A 17,743-nucleotide genomic window follows, 5' to 3' on the forward strand; every position below is an offset into this window, starting at 1 on the left:
CGAATACCGGGGGAAATGATGGCCGAACGGTTCACCTTGCCCGTCCTACCGCTGCGCGACACCGTCTTGTTTCCCGGTCTCGCGACGCCGATCACCGCAGGAAGGCTGAAGACCCTGCGAGCGGTCGAGATAGCGCTCCGCGCCGACGGGGAGGACAAGCGCGTCTTCGCCGTCGCCCAGCGTGACACCTCGGAGGAGCCGACGGAGAGCAGTCTGTTCGCGGTCGGCGTGATCGGGCGGATCGCCCAGGTTCAACGGCTGGGGACGGGGCTCTCGCTCGTCCTGCAGTGCGAGCGCCGCGCCACGGCGCTGCGATACGTCACCGAGGACGGGATTTTGCGCGCGGCTTGTGTGGAGCTCGCGGATCTGCCTCGGCGGCCCGGCGAGGAGGCGGTCGTGCTCGCGCTCGCCCGCGAGGTGCGCGAGCGAGCGATCGAGTATGGCAAGCGCCGCGGCGCGCCGAAAGAGGCGCTCGAGCAGTTCCTCGGCGGCGTCGAGGATCCGAGCGCGCTCGCGAACCACGTCGGGTTTTACCTCGACCTCCCGGTGGCCGAGAAACAGGGGCTCCTGGAGACGCTGCGGACCGTGGAGCGGCTGCGCGCGCTCACCGTGCATTTGCACAGGCAGATCGGTATCGCCGAGACGCAGGAGAAGATCCGGACGACGGTGCAGGAAGAGCTCGGCGAGCGGCAGCGCGAGCTCTACCTGCGCGAGCAATTGAAGGCGATCCAGAAAGAGCTCGGCGAGGAGGACGAGGCGGGCATCGCGGATCGGCTGGAGAAGAAGATCGACGCGGCGGAGCTGCCGATCGAGGTGCGCGAAGAGGTGCGCCGCGAGCTCGGGCGGCTGCGCCGGATGAGCCGCGAGACCTCGCCCGAGGCGCAGGTCGTGACGAGCTGGCTCGAATGGGTCGGTGATCTGCCGTGGAACCGGCGGACGGACGACCACGTCGACCTCGAAATGGCGCGGCGGATCCTCGACGAGGACCATTACGGCCTCGGCGACGTGAAGGACCGGGTGCTCGAGCTGCTCAGCGTGATCAAATTGCGCCTGAAGGGGAACATCTCGGCGCCCGAGCGGGCGCAGCGGGCCGCGCGGGGGCCGATTTTGCTCTTCCTCGGGCCGCCCGGCACGGGAAAGACGAGCATCGCGGAGAGCATCGCGCGGGCGATGGGGCGCAAATACATCCGCGTCTCACTCGGCGGCGCGCGCGACGAGGCCGACATCCGCGGGCACCGGCGCACGTACGTCGGCGCGATGCCCGGCCGCATCCTGCAGGGCATGCGGCGCGTGGGCTCGAAGAACCCCGTCTTCACGCTGGACGAGATCGACAAGCTCGGCGTGTCGTACCAGGGCGATCCGGCGGCGGCGCTCCTCGAGGTGCTCGATCCGGCGCAAAACGTGACGTTCGTCGACCATTACCTCGGTTTGCCGTTCGATCTCTCGGAGGTCCTCTTCGTGTGCACGGCGAACCTGCGCGAGGGCATCCCCGCGCCGCTGCTCGATCGCATGGAGACGATCACGTTTCCTGGATACACGGAGATCGAGAAGCTGGAGATCGCCCGGCGATATCTCCTGCCGCGGCAGCAGCGCGAATGCGCGCTCGAAGAGGAGCAACTCGTCGTGTCGGACGCGGCGCTGCTCGACATCATCACGAGCTACACGCACGAGGCAGGCGTGCGGCAGCTCGAGCGGGCCATCGGCTCGCTGGCGCGGAAGGCGGCCCATCGCATCGCGACGGGCGCGGCCCAGTGGGTGCGGGTCGAGACGGTGGCGGATGTCCGGGTGCTCCTCCGGCGTCCGCGAATGCGGCCCACGACCGCGCTCGATCGAGACGAGCTCGGCGTCGCCACGGGCATGTATTACACGCAGGAGGGAGGCGACATCATGCACGTCGAGGCGAGCATCGTGCCGGGCAAGGGCGAGCTCGTGCTGACGGGGCAGCTCGGCGACGTCATGAAAGAGAGCGGGCGCGCGGCGCTGACGTACGCGCGCGAGCACGGCGCGGCGCTCGGCGTGCCGCGGGAGCGGCTGGAAGGGCGGGACATCCACGTCCACGTGCCCGCCGGCGCGATTCCGAAGGACGGGCCGAGCGCGGGCGTGACGATGGCGACGGCGATCGTCTCGGCGCTCTCGGGCAAACGGGTCCGGCGGGACGTCGCGATGACCGGGGAAATCACGCTGCGCGGGCGGGTCTTGCCGATCGGCGGCGTGAAGGAAAAGGTGCTCGGCGCGCACCGGGCGGGCATTCCGGAGATCATCCTGCCGCGGGACAATGAGGCCGAGCTCGAGGACCTCCCCGAAGAGGTGCTGCGGTCGCTGCATTTCCACTTCGTCGAGACGCTCGACGAGGTGCTCGCGATTGCGATTCGCTCGGCGCCCGCGGCGGCCTGGCCGGTGGAGGTGGAGACGCCGCGGGCGGCGTGATCACTCGTGCTCGTTCGACACGAAGACCTGCGTGGAGAACCGGAGCTGGCCCGTGGCGGCGTCGCGCGTGCCGGCGAGGGTCAACGTGCTGACGGACATGTCGCCGTCGAGGTCGCCCACGGCGGCGACCTCGATGCCCGACGCGCCGGGGTCGGGCCCGCCGAGCGGCGGGCCGAGGTACGCCTGACCCACGGAATATCGGTACTGGTAATACGTGGGGTCATCGAGGGTGAAGCGGACGCAGCGCCAGCAACACTGGTCGAAGTCCTTGCCGTTCGCGTTGTCGGGCTGGTATTTCCGGGCCGCGGGGACGCTCGCTGGCGTGACGCAGAGCATGGTGCCGCCGCATTCGGGGCACCAGGTCGTGTTGCTCGACGCCGATTGCTCGCCGAGGGTGAGGATCTCGCTTTTCACGGCGCGCTCGGTGAGCATCCCAATGCCGCGGGCAATGCCCCCGAGGGTCTGCTTCGCTTCGCCGATCCTCGCCGCGGCGAGATACCGCTGCACGCCGAACATGGCGAGCGCCGCGAGGACGCCAATGATGGCGACCACGACCATCAGCTCGACCAAGGTGAAGCCTCGATCCACCCTCCGCCGCTTCATGATCTTCGTTCCCCTGGGGAACGCGCGTAAAGCACGTTACGTGCCACCCGAGCATCGTCCTGGCTCCAGGGCCTCCATGCAAGAAAGCCGCGTGGATCCGGCCGGCGCGCGCTGCGACGCGTCATCGCCTCGGTGACGAAAATCGTCACTCCATGTCCGCGGGGGTGACCATTTCCGTCAGGAGGAGAGCTCATTTCGGATCGGTCGCGAGGCACTCACCCTCGCCGCGGAAATGCCCCACGGTGCGGGACAGGTCCGTGACGAACGCGCCGAGGTCGTTCACGTCGCCCGCCGCGCCCGTGCCATAGGCTCCATCAGCGGGATCGATGTCCACGAGCTTTTTGGCGGCGAGCTCGGCGAGCGTGACCTCGCCGTCGTCGTTCGTGTCGGCCGAGGCGAGGGCATTGAAGCGGAGTTTTGCGTTTGGCGATTGCAGGTCGTCGTAGAACAGGTGATCGCCGTGGATCGTGAGCTCGACGTTGTCGACGCCGCCGTTCGTGACGAGGACCCCGGGCGTCTCGCGGCCGTCCTTCTCGCCCTTGCATTCGGTGTACGCCGTGGGCACGCCGAAGCCCCACCGGAACGTCTTTTTCGTGGCGCCCTGCGTGGCCTCGCCCTCCGCCCAGACGGCGTATTTGCCTTGCTTCATCACGTCGAGATCGGCCGCGGTCGCGCCGTCACCGAGCTCGGTGTCGTCCGCCGCGGGCCGAACCTCGAAGCTCACCTTCGTCCACGGCTTGGCGTCGAGGTCCTCGAACGTGACGAGCGGCTTGACCCCCTGGGCGACGTGATTCACGAGTTTTGTGGTCTTCATTTCGGCGCCGATGGCGCCGGTGTCGTCGGCGATCCGTACGCCGCCGAGCACCACGAGGAACTTCGAGAATTGGATGCTCCAGCCGTCCTCGAAGGCGGACGCCGGGATCTCCTCCTCGATGTACCCCTCGCCCCAGGTCGTGATCGCCACGTCCCCGGTGCCGGCGGGTTCTTCGACGCCGCAGCCCGCGAGAAGGGCAGCGGAAAGGCAAAGGTGCGTCATTCCAAACAGTGTTTTCATGCGTTTTCTCCTCAAGGTGTCGAATACGTGAAGGTCACGGCGGACCCCTTCTTGAAGCCGCGCGTGATCGCGCGGAAGGCCACGCCGTCCCGGGGGAGGACCACGGGCGAACCGTCGACGCTCTCCGGCACCGCGTCGAATTCGGCCTGATCGAGCCATACGCTGGGCGCGACGTGAATCGTGATCGTGCCGTCGTCCTGCACGTCGGGCTCGCCCTCGAAGGCGCACCCTTCGAGGCGCGGCTCACCATAGGAGTCGAGGACGTCGGCGGCGTCGGCCTCGACGCGAAAGATTCGCTTCATCGTGTCCTTTTGCGCCTCGCCTTCGAGCACGACGACGTGCCCGGTGAGCGTGTCCTTCGCGTCGCCCGTGGGCGCGGGCTCGTACGAAAAGCGCGCGGAGCGATACAGGCCCGAGACGCCGTCGCCGGGCGGGAGATCCGCGGGGCCTTGTGCGAGGTCGACCGAGGACGAGACGAGCACCTGGCCCATCGCGTCGCCGGCCTGGTAATGGCCGGGGTGCGCGTGGGCCAGCCCGAGGCCGAGGAATCGCGCGAGGGGGTCGCGCGGGCGCGGCGGCGTGACGGACGCCGAGAAGATCGGCGCGCCGTTGAAGTAATAGAGGGGGCCGACGGAGACGGCGGCGAGCGAGAGGCGGATCGACCAGCCGTAGGCATTGACGAACGGCGCGTCGATCCCGTCGTCGGCGACGATCCGCGTCTGCAAGGCGACGCGCTTGCCGCTCGTGGTCTCGGCAGGACCGCAGGCAGAGGCGAGGGCGCCGGCGGCGAGAGAGAGGCCGACCAGGAAAAACCCGGCGGCGGAGGAGAGGCCCAGACGAACCATAGAACGTTTCATGTGTTCCTCGCTTCTAGAGGTGGAGGGACAAGGTGCCCATCAAGGTGCGCGGCGCGCCCACCGTCACGTGGTCGAGCGGTACGAGCGAGGAGGCCGCGCCGCGCGTGAAGCTCGATGCATAGGTGAACTGGCCGTCGTACCATTTCGCGTCGAGCAGGTTGTAGACGTCGAGCTCGATCTCGACCTCGCGTAGCCTCACGCCGAGCGTGGCGTCGGCGAGGAAGATGTCCCGGCCAAACTCCGCGAAGCGCACGGGCCGGAGGCCCAGGTAGGCGAGGCCCACGCCGACCTTGCCCACGAGATCCCGATTGAAGAGGCGGGCGAGGCGGGGCGTGAGCGCGACGTCGGCGCGCGCGACGAGCTGGGGCGTGTAGGGGACGAGCGATCCGATGGACGCCTCGGGGCCCGCTTCGGTGAACGTGGCGCGGGTATACGTGACGCTGCCGCTCTCGACGATCCACGCGCGCGGGCGGAGAACGAAATCGAGCGAGAAGCCGGTGCGTTGCGTCGCGGAGACGCGCTCATAGGCGGTGGCCTTTTCGTCGAAGACAAGGTCGTCGGAGAGGCGGGTGTGGAAGACGGCGAGGTTTGCCCGCGTGCGCTCGCCGTCGGCATAGCGGAGGCCCGCCTCGAAGGAGCGCACGGTGGTGAAGGGCGTGCGTTCGCCGTCGCCGAGCGTCCGGGCCTGCGGGGAGCGAAAGCCGTCGCCATAACTCGCGACCGCGTGGAGGCCGGGGAGCAACGTGACGTCGACCGTGGCCTTTCCTCCCACGCGCGCGCCCATGGCCCCGCGTGCCGCGCCCGCGCCCTCGCCCGCGGCGAGATCCGTGACGCCATAAAAGAGCCCATCCACGCGCACGCCGCCGCGAAGGACGACGCGGCGGAGCGGCCGGAGGGAGGCGTCGATATAGCCGGCGACGTCGGCGGCGCGGACGCGGGCGTCGACGAGGGTTTCCGTCACGCGATCGGTGACGACAGAGAGCCGGCGCTGCGATTGCTCGATCGCGTCGCCGCGGGCCTGGACGCCGATTTCGAGCGAGTCTTCCGGGGAGAAGATCCGCGTCTTGCGGTGGTAATGGGTGGACAGGCCGAACGTCGTCGCGTCGTTGATCTGCTGCTGCGAGTCGCCGTCGATCGGATCGACGAGGAACCCCGTGTAATTCGCGCGGAGCCGGAGGCCACGCAGGACGAAGTAGGGCGTGAAGGAGAAGCGCGCCTTGCCGTCTTCGTCGTCGTGGTCGAGGGAGAGGACGACCTGGATGCGGGTCGAATCGCCGCCCTGGCGCGCGTCGTAGGTCGCGAATCGATCGACCTTGCCACGCTCGACGTCGTCCCGGCGGAGGACGCCCGCCGAGGAGAATCGCGCCGCGTAGGCCGAGGCCATGACGCGGGCCGAGAGGTTCGCGCCGAGGGGAATCACGTGCTGGGCGATCGCCGAGGCGCGGCGCGCGGCGCGCGAGGGGCCGAATCCGTCGGTGCTCTGCGCCTCGAAGGCCCCGAACGTCGCTTCGGTCGTGCCCGCGGGTCGATACGCGAGGAAGAGGCGTCGCTCGCCGTAGGTGCCAAGGCCGAGGGACGAGGAAAAACCCGTCTCGGCGAGGCCGAGATCCATTTCGATGGTCCCTGCGACGGCGAAATCACCTTGCCTCGGGTCGTAAGGCCCGGCCTTCGCGCGGACGTTCTTCACGACCTCGGGCATCACGAAATGCAGGTCGGCATATCCCTGCCCGTGGATGTTCGAAACCTCGTTCACGGGCGCGCCCGCGATGCGGAGCTCGATATCCTGGCCGTGCGCCGCGTCGAAGCCGCGCAGGAAAATCTGATGCGCCTTGCCCTGGCCGCCGTGTTGCGTGGTGAAGACGCCCGGCACGACGCGCAGGAGATCACTCGCCGTGCGGTGCGGGGCCGCTGCGAGGACGTCGCGCTTCTGCACGATCTCGGAGGCGCTGCGCGGCGGCGGCTCGCCGCGGACGGTCACGGCCATCGGTCGCGGCGGCGGGGGCGTCGGCGGATGGGGATGCGAATGTGGGGGCGGATCCAGGAGGCCAGGCGCTGGTTTGTCCGCTGGTTTGTCCGGTGGCACCTTCGTCACGCCCTCGAATCGGGCGATCATGCGGATCCGCGCCTTCACGGCCGCGCCGCCCCGGCGCGCGGGCTCGAACGTCCACTGCGCGGCGGCGCGGATCGCCTCGGCGTCGAAGGCCGGCGAGACGCTCGCTTCGCCCTCGATCGCCACGGCGCGGCCGTCGGGGCCGACCGTGATCAAAAGGGGGACGATGACGTCGTGCGCCTCGGCGCGGCCGTCGGGCCAGGCGGGCGCAGGCTGGCTTTTCGGCACGGGCGGCGTGACCTCGTCGTGCGCGCGCGCAGGCGAAACGACGAGCGATGCCAGAAGGAAGAAGGCCGAAGGGAAAAGGTGGCGCGGGCGCAAGCGAAGACCCCGTCCGGAGCCAGTAGCACGACCGTATAATGTCGTGCCACCGATTTCGTGTCCTCGCGGGTACGCCCGACCCGGCGCGCCGGCTCCATGACGCGGGACGGCAGACGCGTCTTGACCAAGCGCTTACCAACTGGTAGGTAACTCCTGACCGCATGGTTCTGGCCCGATCTCCCGACCCCGACGTGCCGCGCGCGATCGTCGCCGCGGCGACGCGCCTCTTCGCGACGCACGGCTTCGACGCGACCAGCGTGCAGGCCGTGGCGGACGAGGTCTCGCTGACGAAGCAGGCGGTGCTGCATCATTTCCCGTCGAAAGAGCATTTGCGCCAGGCGGTGCTCGGCGCGATCCTCGCGCACTGGAACGAGACGCTCCCGCGGCTGCTCCTCGCGGCGGCGGCGAGCGAGGATCGGTTCGAGGCGGTCTTCGGCGAGCTTTCGGCGTTCTTCGCCGCGGATCCGGATCGCGCGCGGGTCGTTTTGCGCGAGGCGCTCGATCGGCCCGCCGAGATGCGGAAGCTCTTGCGAGGGCCCGTGCGCCCGTGGCTCGACGCGGTCGCGGGGTACATTCGCTCCGGGCAGGCCGCGGGAAAACACCACGCCGACGTCGATCCGGAGGCATACGTGGTGCAGGTGATGCTTTTCGTCATCTCCGCGGTCGCGACCGCGTCCGTGATGCAAGGGGCGCTCGACGAGGACGCGCGCGCCCGCAGCGACAAGGAGCTCGCACGGATCGCGCGCGCGAGCTTGTTTTCCCCCGCCCGGCCGCGCGGCGGGGCCCTGCCGAAAAGGTGAATCCAATGGCCAATTTCTTCACCGACAACGACGACCTCAGGTTCCATTTCGAGGAGGGCGTCGACTGGGCTCCGCTCGTGGAGGTGACCGAGCTCGGCTATCGCACCGAGGACGGCTTCAAGACGCCCCACGAGGCCGTCGCGTTCTATCGCGAAGTGGCCGAATCCACGGGCGCGCTCGCGGCCGAGCAGATCGCGACGCGCGCCGCCGCGATCGACCGCGAGGACACGCACCTCGAAGGCGGCGAGGCGATCGCAGGGCCGGCGATGAACCACGTGTTCGAGGCGATCAAGGCAGCGGAGCTGCACCGGCTGTGCTTGCCGCGCGAGCTCGGCGGGCTCAATGCGCCGCTGCTCCTGTATTTCCTCTCCGGGGAGATGATCGCGCGCGCCGACGTGTCGGTCATGACGCATCACTCGTTCCACGGCGGGATGGCGATGGCGATGCTCGCGTATTCGATCTACGAAGGGTCGACCGCGCTCGATCCGGCCCGCGGGCGGATCGAGTCCACGCGCTTCGCGAGCGCGATCGAGGAGATCATTCGCGGCGACGCCTGGGGCTGCATGGACATCACGGAGCCGAACGCGGGCAGCGACATGGCCGCGCTGCGCACACGCGCGGAGCTCGGGCCCGACGGGCGCTGGTACCTCTCGGGGCAGAAGATCTTCATCACGTCGGGGCACGGAAAATACCATTTCGTCATCGCGCGGACCGAGGCCGCGAAGGACCCGGACGATCCGTTCGCGGGGCTCGGTGGTCTGTCGATGTTCCTCGTCAAGGCGTACGACGATTTGCCGGACGGGACGCGCAAGCGATACGTGACGATCGATCGCGTCGAGGAAAAACTCGGGCATCACGGCTCGGTGACGGCGGCGCTCTCGTTCGACAACGTGCCCGGCGAGCTCGTCGGAAAGCGCGGCGAGGGGTTCAAGTACATGCTCGTGCTGATGAACAACGCGCGCGTCGGCGTGGGGTTCGAGAGCATCGGGCTCGCGGAGTGCGCGTATCGTTTGGCGAAGGCGTACGCCGAGGAGCGGCGTTCGATGGGCAAGCCCATCGCGGAGCACGAGATGATCGCCGATTACCTCGACGAGATGCGCACGGACATCCAGGGGCTGCGGGCGCTCGCGGTGGACGCGGCCTACAGCGAGGAGATGGCGCAGAAGCTCGTGATGTTCGAGCGATTCTCGGCGGGGCTCGGGCCGGCCGAGCGGGAGCGCGTCTCGCGCGAGCTGCCGAAGTGGCGCGCGCGCTCGCGCAGGCTGACGCCGCTGCTCAAGTACCTCGCCGCGGAGAAGGCCGTGGAGATCGCGCGGCGGGCGATCCAGATCCACGGGGGCGTCGGATACACGAAGGATTACGGCGCGGAGAAGCTTTTGCGCGACGCGCTCGTGATGCCCATTTACGAGGGGACGAGCCAGATCCAGTCCCTCATGGCCATGAAGGACACGCTGATCGGCGCCATCAAGCGGCCGCGGGATTTCCTCGGGCGAATCGCGGACGCGCGGCTCGGCGCGCTCACGGGCAAAGACGAGCTCGATCGGCGGCTCGCGCGGGTGCAAGGGTATTCGCTCTCGGCCCAGCAGCACCTCCTCGCGCGCACGGCGGCGGGCAAGCTGCGGACGCTGTCGGTCGTGCCGTTCGCGGGCTGGCGCGACGCCTTGACGAAGGGCTGGGATCCGAAGCGCGATTTCTCGTTCGCGATGCTGCACGCCGAGCGGCTGATTCGCCTGCTCGCGGACGAGGCCATTGCGGAGATCCTGGTCGCGCAGGCGAAGAAACATCCGGCGCGGCGGGAGCTCGCCGAGAGGTATCTCGATCGGGCCGAGCTCCGGGCGCGCGCGCTCCACGAAGAAATCACCACGACGGGCGGGCGTATCCTCGCCATGCTGTCGCCCGAGGCCGCAAAGCAGGCCGTCGCCGCGGAGTAAAACCCATGGGTGTCTCGACGAAACATGTGCTCTCGCAGCTCCCCGTGCTGCGAGGAATGGGGCAGGCGGCGCTCGCGTCGGTGATGCGAAGGCCGGCGAGTGGGCTCGATGCGGAGCGGGGCGGGTGGATCGAAGAGGAGATCCCGCCGCGGCCGGCGGACCTCGTGCGGGATTACGTGCGGCATGTGGGTGGCGATCCGGCGTGGTATCGCGGGCGGCTGCCTTCGCACATGTTCCCGCAATGGGGATTTCCCCTCGCGGCCCGGGCGCTCGCGGTTCTGCCGTATCCGCTGAGCCGCGTGGTGAACGCGGGCTGTCGGATCGAGCAACGCGCGATGTTGCCCGCGGACGAGCCGCTCCGCGTGCGGGCAAGGATCGATCGGGTGGACGATGACGGGCATCGGGCGCTCGTGACGCAGGTCGTCGAGACGGGCACGGCGAGCGTCGGAACGGCACTCGTGGCCGAGATGCGCACGTTCATTCCGCTCGAGAAGCGGGAGGGCAAGGAGAAGAAGGCGCGGCCGACGGTGCCGGCGGACGCGCACGAAATCGCGTTTTCCCGCATCCCGGAGAGCGCGGGGCTCGATTTCGCGAAGCTCACCGGGGATTTCAATCCGATTCACTGGATCGCGCCGTACGCGCGGGCGGCGGGCTTCCGGTCGTGCATCCTGCACGGGTTCTCGACGCTCGCGCGGGCGATCGAGGCGCTCAACCGGGCGCGGCTCGCGGGGGATCCGAGCCGCCTTTCGATGATCGACGTGCGATTCACCCGGCCGCTCGTCCTGCCCGCGCGGGTCGGCGTGTACGTGGATGCGTCCTCCGGGATCTGGGTAGGGGACGCCAACGGCGGCGGGAGTTATCTCGAAGGTCGTTTTGAAGCGGAGATCAAGCCATGAGTGACGTGTTGCTCCAGATCGGAAAAAACGCTCAGGCGCGGGCCTTCGTGAACGCGCTCGGGTTGCCCATTCCGCTGCCCGTGCCGCTGCGGCGCGCGCGCGGGCCGTGGCGGGAGAGGCCTCTCGCGGATGCGAGCGTGGTCGTGGGCGCATCGGCGGGCGCCGAGCTCGCGCCCGTGATCGCGGAGACGCTCGCGGCCGCCGGGGCGAATGCGTATTTGACGGGCGCCGATTCGAGCGCGTCCGCGTTCGCGGCCCCGGGGGAGGCGTACGGCAGGCCCGCGCGTGCGCTCGCGGCGCTCGGGGAGAGCGAGCGCGTCGCGGGCGTTGTATTCGATGCGACGGGGCTCGAGGACGTCGCGGGGCTTCGCGCGCTTTACGAGACGTTCCACCCGCTGGTCAGCCGCATCGCGCGGTCGGGCCGCGTGCTCGTGCTGGGAAGGCCGAGCGGGAAGGGGCCCGCGGCGTCGGCCGCGCAAGCCGCGCTCGAAGGGTTCGTCCGGAGCGTGGCAAAGGAGATCGGGCGCGGGGGCGCCACGGCGAACCTCGTGCGCGTGGAGAAGGGCGCCGAGGCGCGCCTCGGGCCGGTGCTTCGATTCTTGCTTTCGCCGCGATCGGCGTTCGTGACGGCGCAGCCGTTCGTCGTCGACGCGCGGACGAAGGCGGATGGCGACAAACCGCCCTTCGTGCGGCCGCTCGAAAAGAAGGTCGCGGTCGTGACGGGCGCGGCGCGCGGCATCGGCGCGGCGACGGCGCGGCGGCTCGCCGAGGAGGGGGCGCACGTGGTCTGTCTCGACAGACCGGGCGACGACGGGCCGACGAGCCAGCTGGCGCGATCGATCCAGGGGACGGCGCTGCTCGTGGATCTCGGGGCGGACGACGCGCCTTCGAGGATCGCGGACGTGGTGCGGGGGCTCGGCGGGCTCGATGTCGTCGTGCACAACGCGGGGATCACGCGGGACAAGACGCTCGGGCGCATGAGCGAGAAGCAATGGGACGAGGTGATCGCCGTGAACCTCGGCGCGGTTGTCCGGACGCACGAGGCGCTCGAGCCTCTGCTGCGGGAGGGCGGGCGCGTCGTGTGCCTGTCGTCGATCGCGGGGATCGCGGGCAACGTCGGGCAATCGGCGTATGCGGCCTCGAAGGCGGGGATCCTCGGGTTCGTCGCGGGGCTCGCGGGGGCCCTGGCCGAGCGGGGGATCACGGTGAATGCGGTCGCGCCGGGGTTCATCGAGACGCGCCTGACGGCGGCGATTCCGGTGGCGGTGCGGGAGGCAGGAAGGCGCCTCGCCGCGCTCGGGCAAGGTGGTTTGCCCGAGGACGTGGCCGAGGTGATCACGTTCCTCGCGAGCCCGGGGGCTGCGGGGATCACGGGGCGGACGGTGCGGGTCTGCGGAGGCGCGCTCATCGGCGCGTGAAGGGGAAATGGGGATGTCAGGAAAAACTGGGCGGCGTGCGGTGGTCGTGGACGGGCTCAGGACGCCGTTCGTCAAAGCATTCACGGATTTCACGAAGCTCGACACGATCGCGCTCGGCGTGGCCGCGGCGCGGGGGCTTTTGAAGAAGGCGAACCTCGGACGGCGCGACGTCGAGTCGATCGTGTGGGGCGGGGTCATCCTGCCGGGGACGGCGCCGAATGTGGGGCGCGAGATCGCGCTGGATCTCGGGCTCGATCCGGCGTGCGAGGCGATGACCGTGACGCGGGCGTGCGCGTCGGGGCTGCAAGCGGTGACGCTCGCGGCCGCGGCGATCGAGCGCGGCGAGGCGGACGTCGTGATCGCGGGCGGGAGCGATTCGACGAGCAACGCGGAGATCAAGCTGCCGCAAAAGGTGGTGCACGCGCTCGCGCCCCTCGCGCTGGGGAAGGCCGATCCAAAGGCGATCCTCGGGGCCGTGGGGAAACTCGCGCCGTTCACGGACATCCTGCCGACGCGGCCGAAGATCGCCGAGCGGACGACGGGCGAAGTGATGGGCGAGGCGGCCGAGAAGATGGCGCGGCGAAACGAGATTTCCCGCGCGGCGCAGGACGCGTTCGCGGCGCGCTCGCACCACCGCGCGGCGGCGGCGATGGCGTCCGGGCGGTTCGACGACGAGGTGACGCCGGTCGAGACGAGCGAAGGGAAATGGGTGCACGCCGATGGCCTCGTGCGCGCCGATACGAGCGAGGAAAAACTCGCCAAGCTCCGGCCCGTGTTCGCGAAGGACGGGACGGTGACGGCGGGCAATGCGAGTCCTCTGACGGACGGCGCGGCGGCGGTGCTCTTGATGAGCGAGGAGAAGGCGCGGGCGCTCGGGTATCGGCCGCGGGCGGCATTCTCTTCGTGGGCGTACGTGGGCGTCGATCCGGCGGATCAATTGCTCATGGGGCCGGCGCTCGCCATTCCGAAGGTGCTCGACCGGGCGGGGCGCTCGCTCGCGGAGATCGATCTCGTGGACCTGCACGAGGCGTTCGCGGCGCAGGTCCTGTGCGTGCTGAAGATGCTCGGCAGTACGGCGTTCGCCCGGGAGCGGCTCGGGAAAGCGGCGGCCGTGGGCGAGGTCGATCCGGCGCGGCTCAACGTGCACGGCGGGTCGATCGCGCTCGGGCATCCGTTCGGCGCGACGGGCGCGCGGATGGTGACGACGATGGCGAACGAGCTCGTTCGTTCGGACAAACAGACGGCGCTTCTGGGGATCTGCGCGGCGGGTGGGCTCGGGGCGGCGGCGTTGCTCGAGCGGATTGATTGATGGATTGATCAGGGGCCGCAGTTCGCGTTCTTGACGAACCACTCCGCGAGTTTGCCCTCGGCCTCGACCTTGTCGAGCTTTTCGAGGATGGGCACGGCGCGGAGACTGCCGTTGTCCCGAAGCTCCCGATACACGCCGATGGCCGTCCGCAAGCCCACGACCTGGCCGGCCATCGGATCGGCGCGCGGGTTCTCGATCTGGTGCGCCGCGACGGCGATGATCGTGAACCCGAGGAGGATCGTCTGCGCGGGGGAGTGGCTCTTCGGGTTCGGGCCGTCGATGTAATCGCGGAACCACGGGCAGAGCGTGACCTCGATGTCTGGGCTCGCCGAAGCCCACTCGACCGCGCTGCCGAGGTGCTCGCGGCTCGCCTCCGAGAGCGGCGCCTCGGCCATCTTCTTGAACACGGTCGCGATCGCCATGAGGCGCGGGCGCGGGAGCGGTTCGCCCGGCGGGCCGAAGGGGTTTTCCGCCTCGCGCATCTGGTCGAGCCGCTGCTCCGCCGCCGAACAGCCGTACATGTCGACGAAGATCTCGACGTCGCCCTCGGGACACGCGACGACGTACCTGTCGATGATGTGCCCCGTGTGATTCGCGCCGACGTTGCCCGAGCGCGCTCGTTGTCCTTTGCGGGGATCGGCGCCGAGCGGCTGCGAGCCGTCCTTGCACGTGTACTCCGAGACGAACGCGTAGCTGTCGACCGGCCCGCAGCGGGGGACCGGGTTTTCCTTGTCGCGGCCGAGGTTCGGGTCCGTCGAACCCCTCCGGGCCGTCGTCGGCGCCTCCGGGCTCGCGTCCGCGGCGGTCTGCGGGCCGGTCGTTTGCGCGCTTCCGCCGCAGGCGATCGTGGACAGGGAGAGGCCGATTCCAGCGATGGGGAAGAGGAGTCGTCGGAGCACGGGGACCTCGCGTTCGGGGGGGAAGGCCCATCGTACAGCGAGGGAGCGCACCGGTGCCCACTTTTTTCTGGGCGCGCGTTCGGGCTGCTTGTCGGGCGCGACTCGATGTACATTCCGCATCCGGCGCGGCAGGTCGCGCCGTAGCCCGGAGACGAGAGAGCCCATGCGAGCCATTGCCATCGAACAGTTCGGAGGACCCGAGACGCTGAAGCCCGTGGATCTGCCGACGCCCGAGCCGGGCCCGGGCGAGGTGAGGATCCGCATCGCCGCCTCCGGCATCAACCCGGTCGACTGGAAGATCCGCGAAGGATACCTGACGAAGGCCCTCCCGCATCGATTCCCGCTCATCCCCGGCTGGGAGTGCGCGGGCACGATCGACGCGCTCGGCATGGGGACGAGTCGTTTCGAGCGAGGCGAGGCCGTGTACGTCTATGCGCGCAAGCCCGAGGTGCAGGGAGGGACGTACGCCGAATACGTGGTCGTGCCGGAGTCGTTCGTGGCCGCCAAGCCGAAATCGCTGCTGCTCCACGAGGCAGCGAGCGTGCCTTTGGCGGCGCTCACCGCGTACCAGGCGCTCTTCCGGCGGCCGGGCGTGGGGCCGGGGGCGACCGTGCTCGTGCACGCGGCGTCCGGCGGGGTCGGGATGTTCGGCGTGCAGCTCGCCAAGAACGCGGGGGCGAAGGTGATTGGCACCGCCGGGCCCGACAACCAGGATTTCATTCGTTCGCTCGGCGTCGATCACGCGATTGATTACCGCGCGGGGGACGTGCGCGCGGCCGTCCGGGCGATCGCGCCGGAAGGCGTGGACGTGGTGTTCGATTGCGTGGGCGGCGAGACGCTCGCCCTGAGTTACGAGCTCGCGGCGCGTGGCGGGCGGCTCGTGGGCGTGGTGGACACGCCGAACCAGGACGAGGCGAAGGCGCGCGGGATCGATGCCTATTACCATTTCGTGGAGCCGAACGGCGAGGAGCTCGCGACGATCGGGGCGCTCCTCGACGCCGGGAAGATCCGCACGCACGTCTCGGCGATCTTCTCGCTCGCGGACGCGGCGCTCGCGCAGGAGAAGAGCCGCGAGGGGCGCACCCGCGGAAAGGCCGTGATCGTCCTGTAAAACGTTCGTCCGGACAGGCGGCCACGCGTGGGTTTCCGCGTGGCCGCGCGCGTCAGGGGTTGTCCTGGGCGTCCGGCGTGGGCAGGTTCTTGCCCCAGGCGAGCTGAATGGCCGCGACGCAGAAGGAAAGCACGAGGCAGAGAAGCCAGAAGACCGGGAGGCCCGTCTTTGGCAGCAGGCGCGTGCTGAGCGTCGGGGCGACCATCGCGCCGAAGCTGAAGGTGAGCGAAAAAGCGCCCTGGTAACGGCCACGGAGGTGCGTCGGCGAGAGGTCGGCGACGATGCTCGCGTTGACGGGCGCGAAGATGATCTCGCCGAAGGTCCACACGACGACCGTGGCCATGTAGGCCGGGAGCGTCGCGGCGAAGGCCATGGCCCCGAAGCCGAGGCCCGTGAGCGCCGAGGCCGTCGCGAGGAGGACGCGGCGCGGAACGCCCTTCACCCATCGCGTGACGAGCGGCTGGGCGAGCACGATGAGCAAGCAATTCGTGGCGACCGCAATGCCATAATGCTCGGTCGTGAGCCCCTTCTGGCGCATGTCCTCCGGCATGGCCGAGAGGTGCTGGAAAAAGACGAGCGTGAGCGCGAGGTTGCACGCGACGAACGGCAGGTATTTTCCGTCGAAAAAGGGCGTGAGCACGCTGCCGCGTTTGTCGCCGCGCGTGTCGGTCGGGCGGCTCTCGGGCACAGCGCGAAAGATGATCGCGGCGAGGACGAGCGTCGTGAGCGCGTCGCCGAGGAAGAGCGCGAGGAAGCTCCGCTTCGCCATGAAGCCGCCGAGGACCGCGGCGAACGCATACCCGAGGTTCGCGGCCCAGTATTGCAGGGAAAACGCCTTCACGCGGTGCTCGGGCGGCACGATGTCGGCGACGAGGGCCTGGCTCGCGGGGCGGAACATGTCCGCGAAGAAGCCGAGGAGGACCGTGGCCGAGGCGAGTTGCCAGATCTCGCGCGCGACGCCGAGCCCGATCATGAAGGCGGAGCTCACGACGAGCGAGAGGAGCATCGTGGCGCGGCGGCCGAGCCGATCCGAGAGGGCGCCGCCGAGCAAGGTGCCGGCGAGCGAGCCCGCGCCGAAGAGCGAGGCGATGAGGCCCGCGGTGGGCAGGTCGAGGCCGCGCTGCTGCGTGAGGTACACGAAGAGGAGGGGCAGGACGAAGCTGCCCGCCCGATTGACGAGCATGCCGGCCCAGAGCGCCCAGAAGGTCCGAGGGAGCCCCTCGGTGATGCCGGTGAGGCGGACGGAGAGCGCGCTCATGCCCTAGCTCGATTTCTGCCCGAGGTTCGCGTGGAGGACCGCGCCATCGAGGACCGGCGTGCGCGCGCAAAAGGCGACGACGTCGGCGATTTCGTCGGGGTCGATGAGGCGCCCGAACGTGGAGCGCTGCCGGGCGGCGTCGAGGCGCGCGGCGTCGTGGGCGAGGTGCGCGCGGAGCATTTCCGTGTCGGTGAATCCGGGACAAACCGCGACCGTGGTGACGCCGCGGCCCACGAGGTCCTGGCAGGTCGCCCGCATGAGGCCGACGATCGCGTGCTTGGAGGTGACGTACGAGGCCCTGCCGGGGACGCCGATCTCGGAGAGCGTCGAGCCGATGTAGATGATCGAGGAGCCCGGCACGAGGCGGGCGTCGAGGAGCCGATTGAGCGCGGCCGGAGCGACGACGTTCAATTCGAGGACGGCACGGAGCGAGGCGGCGTCGAGGTTCGTCGCGGTGTCCTCGCGGAGGGTCGCGGCGTTGTGGACGAGGCAAAGGGGGCCCGTGCCGCCCAGGAGAGGCAAGAGGCGCGGCGGGAGATCGTTTTCCCAGGCCGGATCGGCGAGGTCCACCGCGAGATCGACGACGCCCGGGAGGCCGCTCGGGCGCCGCGCGAGGTTCACGCCGCGCGCGCCCGCCCGGACGAACCGCTCGAGGACGGCGCGCCCGATTCCAGCGCTGCCGCCCGTGACGACGGCGATGGTTTGGCTTTGCACGATTTTCGGACGGTGCCGCGCCCGCACGCGCGCGT

14 protein-coding genes are annotated in these 17,743 nt (G+C 69.7%); 7 read left to right on the forward strand and 7 right to left on the reverse strand.

The window, feature by feature from the left end; genetic code table 11:
- Positions 1–15 precede the first annotated feature (15 nt).
- Positions 16–2,427, forward strand: coding sequence for an endopeptidase La (gene lon, locus QHF85_RS16630; RefSeq protein WP_281328173.1), 2,412 nt, complete (start codon positions 16–18; stop codon positions 2,425–2,427).
- Here the strand turns inward: lon and QHF85_RS16635 are convergent, their stop codons facing one another.
- The 4 genes from QHF85_RS16635 to QHF85_RS16650 all read right to left on the reverse strand — a co-directional run bounded on the left by QHF85_RS16635 (position 2,428) and on the right by QHF85_RS16650 (position 7,372).
- Positions 2,428–3,030 (reverse strand): prepilin-type N-terminal cleavage/methylation domain-containing protein, encoded by a 603-nt coding sequence (locus tag QHF85_RS16635; protein ID WP_281328174.1) that lies wholly within the window; start codon positions 3,028–3,030, stop codon positions 2,428–2,430. It abuts the gene before it with no gap.
- Between the two features lie 190 nt (positions 3,031–3,220).
- On the reverse strand, positions 3,221–4,084 hold the full coding sequence (locus QHF85_RS16640; protein ID WP_281328175.1) for a hypothetical protein: 864 nt from the start codon (positions 4,082–4,084) through the stop codon (positions 3,221–3,223).
- Positions 4,085–4,095: 11 nt separating this feature from the next.
- Positions 4,096–4,941, reverse strand: coding sequence for a hypothetical protein (locus tag QHF85_RS16645; RefSeq protein WP_281328176.1), 846 nt, complete (start codon positions 4,939–4,941; stop codon positions 4,096–4,098).
- Positions 4,942–4,954: 13 nt separating this feature from the next.
- Complete coding sequence (locus QHF85_RS16650; protein WP_281328177.1) at positions 4,955–7,372, reverse strand: TonB-dependent receptor; 2,418 nt, start codon at positions 7,370–7,372, stop codon at positions 4,955–4,957.
- A 161-nt stretch (positions 7,373–7,533) separates the two neighbouring features.
- Between QHF85_RS16650 and QHF85_RS16655 the strand changes: the two genes are divergently transcribed.
- The 5 genes from QHF85_RS16655 to QHF85_RS16675 are packed head-to-tail and all read left to right on the forward strand — an operon-like array spanning position 7,534 to position 13,726.
- Positions 7,534–8,172, forward strand: a complete 639-nt coding sequence (locus QHF85_RS16655) for a TetR/AcrR family transcriptional regulator (protein ID WP_281328178.1) — start codon at positions 7,534–7,536, stop codon at positions 8,170–8,172.
- Positions 8,173–8,177: 5 nt separating this feature from the next.
- Positions 8,178–10,103: an acyl-CoA dehydrogenase family protein gene (locus QHF85_RS16660; protein WP_281328179.1), complete on the forward strand. Its 1,926-nt coding sequence runs from the start codon at positions 8,178–8,180 to the stop codon at positions 10,101–10,103.
- 5 nt (positions 10,104–10,108) lie between these two features.
- Positions 10,109–10,999, forward strand: a complete 891-nt coding sequence (locus QHF85_RS16665; protein WP_281328180.1) for a MaoC/PaaZ C-terminal domain-containing protein — start codon at positions 10,109–10,111, stop codon at positions 10,997–10,999.
- Entirely contained in the window at positions 10,996–12,417 is a 1,422-nt protein-coding gene (locus QHF85_RS16670; protein ID WP_281328181.1) for a 3-oxoacyl-ACP reductase, read from the forward strand. Before QHF85_RS16665 ends, QHF85_RS16670 begins: the two co-directional genes overlap by 4 nt.
- Before the next feature lie 13 nt (positions 12,418–12,430).
- Entirely contained in the window at positions 12,431–13,726 is a 1,296-nt protein-coding gene (locus QHF85_RS16675) for an acetyl-CoA C-acyltransferase (RefSeq protein ID WP_281328182.1), read from the forward strand.
- A gap of 8 nt (positions 13,727–13,734) precedes the next feature.
- On the opposite strand, the gene QHF85_RS16680 is transcribed toward QHF85_RS16675, so the two are convergent.
- Complete coding sequence (locus tag QHF85_RS16680) at positions 13,735–14,625, reverse strand: hypothetical protein (RefSeq protein WP_281328183.1); 891 nt, start codon at positions 14,623–14,625, stop codon at positions 13,735–13,737.
- Between the two features lie 163 nt (positions 14,626–14,788).
- On the opposite strand from QHF85_RS16680, the gene QHF85_RS16685 reads away from it, so the two are divergent.
- Positions 14,789–15,736 (forward strand): NADP-dependent oxidoreductase, encoded by a 948-nt coding sequence (locus QHF85_RS16685; protein WP_281328184.1) that lies wholly within the window; start codon positions 14,789–14,791, stop codon positions 15,734–15,736.
- Between the two features lie 52 nt (positions 15,737–15,788).
- Here the strand turns inward: QHF85_RS16685 and QHF85_RS16690 are convergent, their stop codons facing one another.
- Together QHF85_RS16690 and QHF85_RS16695 are read right to left on the reverse strand one after the other, a co-directional pair.
- Positions 15,789–16,994 carry an MFS transporter gene (locus tag QHF85_RS16690; RefSeq protein ID WP_281328185.1) on the reverse strand — a complete coding sequence of 402 codons (1,206 nt, stop codon included), beginning with the start codon at positions 16,992–16,994 and terminating at the stop codon, positions 15,789–15,791.
- 3 nt (positions 16,995–16,997) lie between these two features.
- Complete coding sequence (locus tag QHF85_RS16695) at positions 16,998–17,708, reverse strand: SDR family oxidoreductase (protein WP_281328186.1); 711 nt, start codon at positions 17,706–17,708, stop codon at positions 16,998–17,000.
- Between the last annotated feature and the right edge of the window lie 35 nt (positions 17,709–17,743).

Source organism: Polyangium sp. 6x1 (assembly GCF_029946515.1).
Classification (GTDB): Bacteria; Myxococcota_A; Polyangia; order Polyangiales; family Polyangiaceae; genus Polyangium.

Bases quoted from the DNA above. Each gene is read 5' to 3' on its own strand.
- lon (WP_281328173.1), top strand. From the start codon at position 16: ATGATGGCCGAACGGTTCACCTTGCCCGTCCTACCGCTGCGCGACACC.
- QHF85_RS16635 (WP_281328174.1), bottom strand. From the start codon at position 3,030: ATGAAGCGGCGGAGGGTGGATCGAGGCTTCACCTTGGTCGAGCTGATG.
- QHF85_RS16640 (WP_281328175.1), bottom strand. From the start codon at position 4,084: ATGAAAACACTGTTTGGAATGACGCACCTTTGCCTTTCCGCTGCCCTT.
- QHF85_RS16645 (WP_281328176.1), bottom strand. From the start codon at position 4,941: ATGAAACGTTCTATGGTTCGTCTGGGCCTCTCCTCCGCCGCCGGGTTT.
- QHF85_RS16655 (WP_281328178.1), top strand. From the start codon at position 7,534: ATGGTTCTGGCCCGATCTCCCGACCCCGACGTGCCGCGCGCGATCGTC.
- QHF85_RS16660 (WP_281328179.1), top strand. From the start codon at position 8,178: ATGGCCAATTTCTTCACCGACAACGACGACCTCAGGTTCCATTTCGAG.
- QHF85_RS16665 (WP_281328180.1), top strand. From the start codon at position 10,109: ATGGGTGTCTCGACGAAACATGTGCTCTCGCAGCTCCCCGTGCTGCGA.
- QHF85_RS16670 (WP_281328181.1), top strand. From the start codon at position 10,996: ATGAGTGACGTGTTGCTCCAGATCGGAAAAAACGCTCAGGCGCGGGCC.
- QHF85_RS16675 (WP_281328182.1), top strand. From the start codon at position 12,431: ATGTCAGGAAAAACTGGGCGGCGTGCGGTGGTCGTGGACGGGCTCAGG.
- QHF85_RS16685 (WP_281328184.1), top strand. From the start codon at position 14,789: ATGCGAGCCATTGCCATCGAACAGTTCGGAGGACCCGAGACGCTGAAG.
- QHF85_RS16690 (WP_281328185.1), bottom strand. From the start codon at position 16,994: ATGAGCGCGCTCTCCGTCCGCCTCACCGGCATCACCGAGGGGCTCCCT.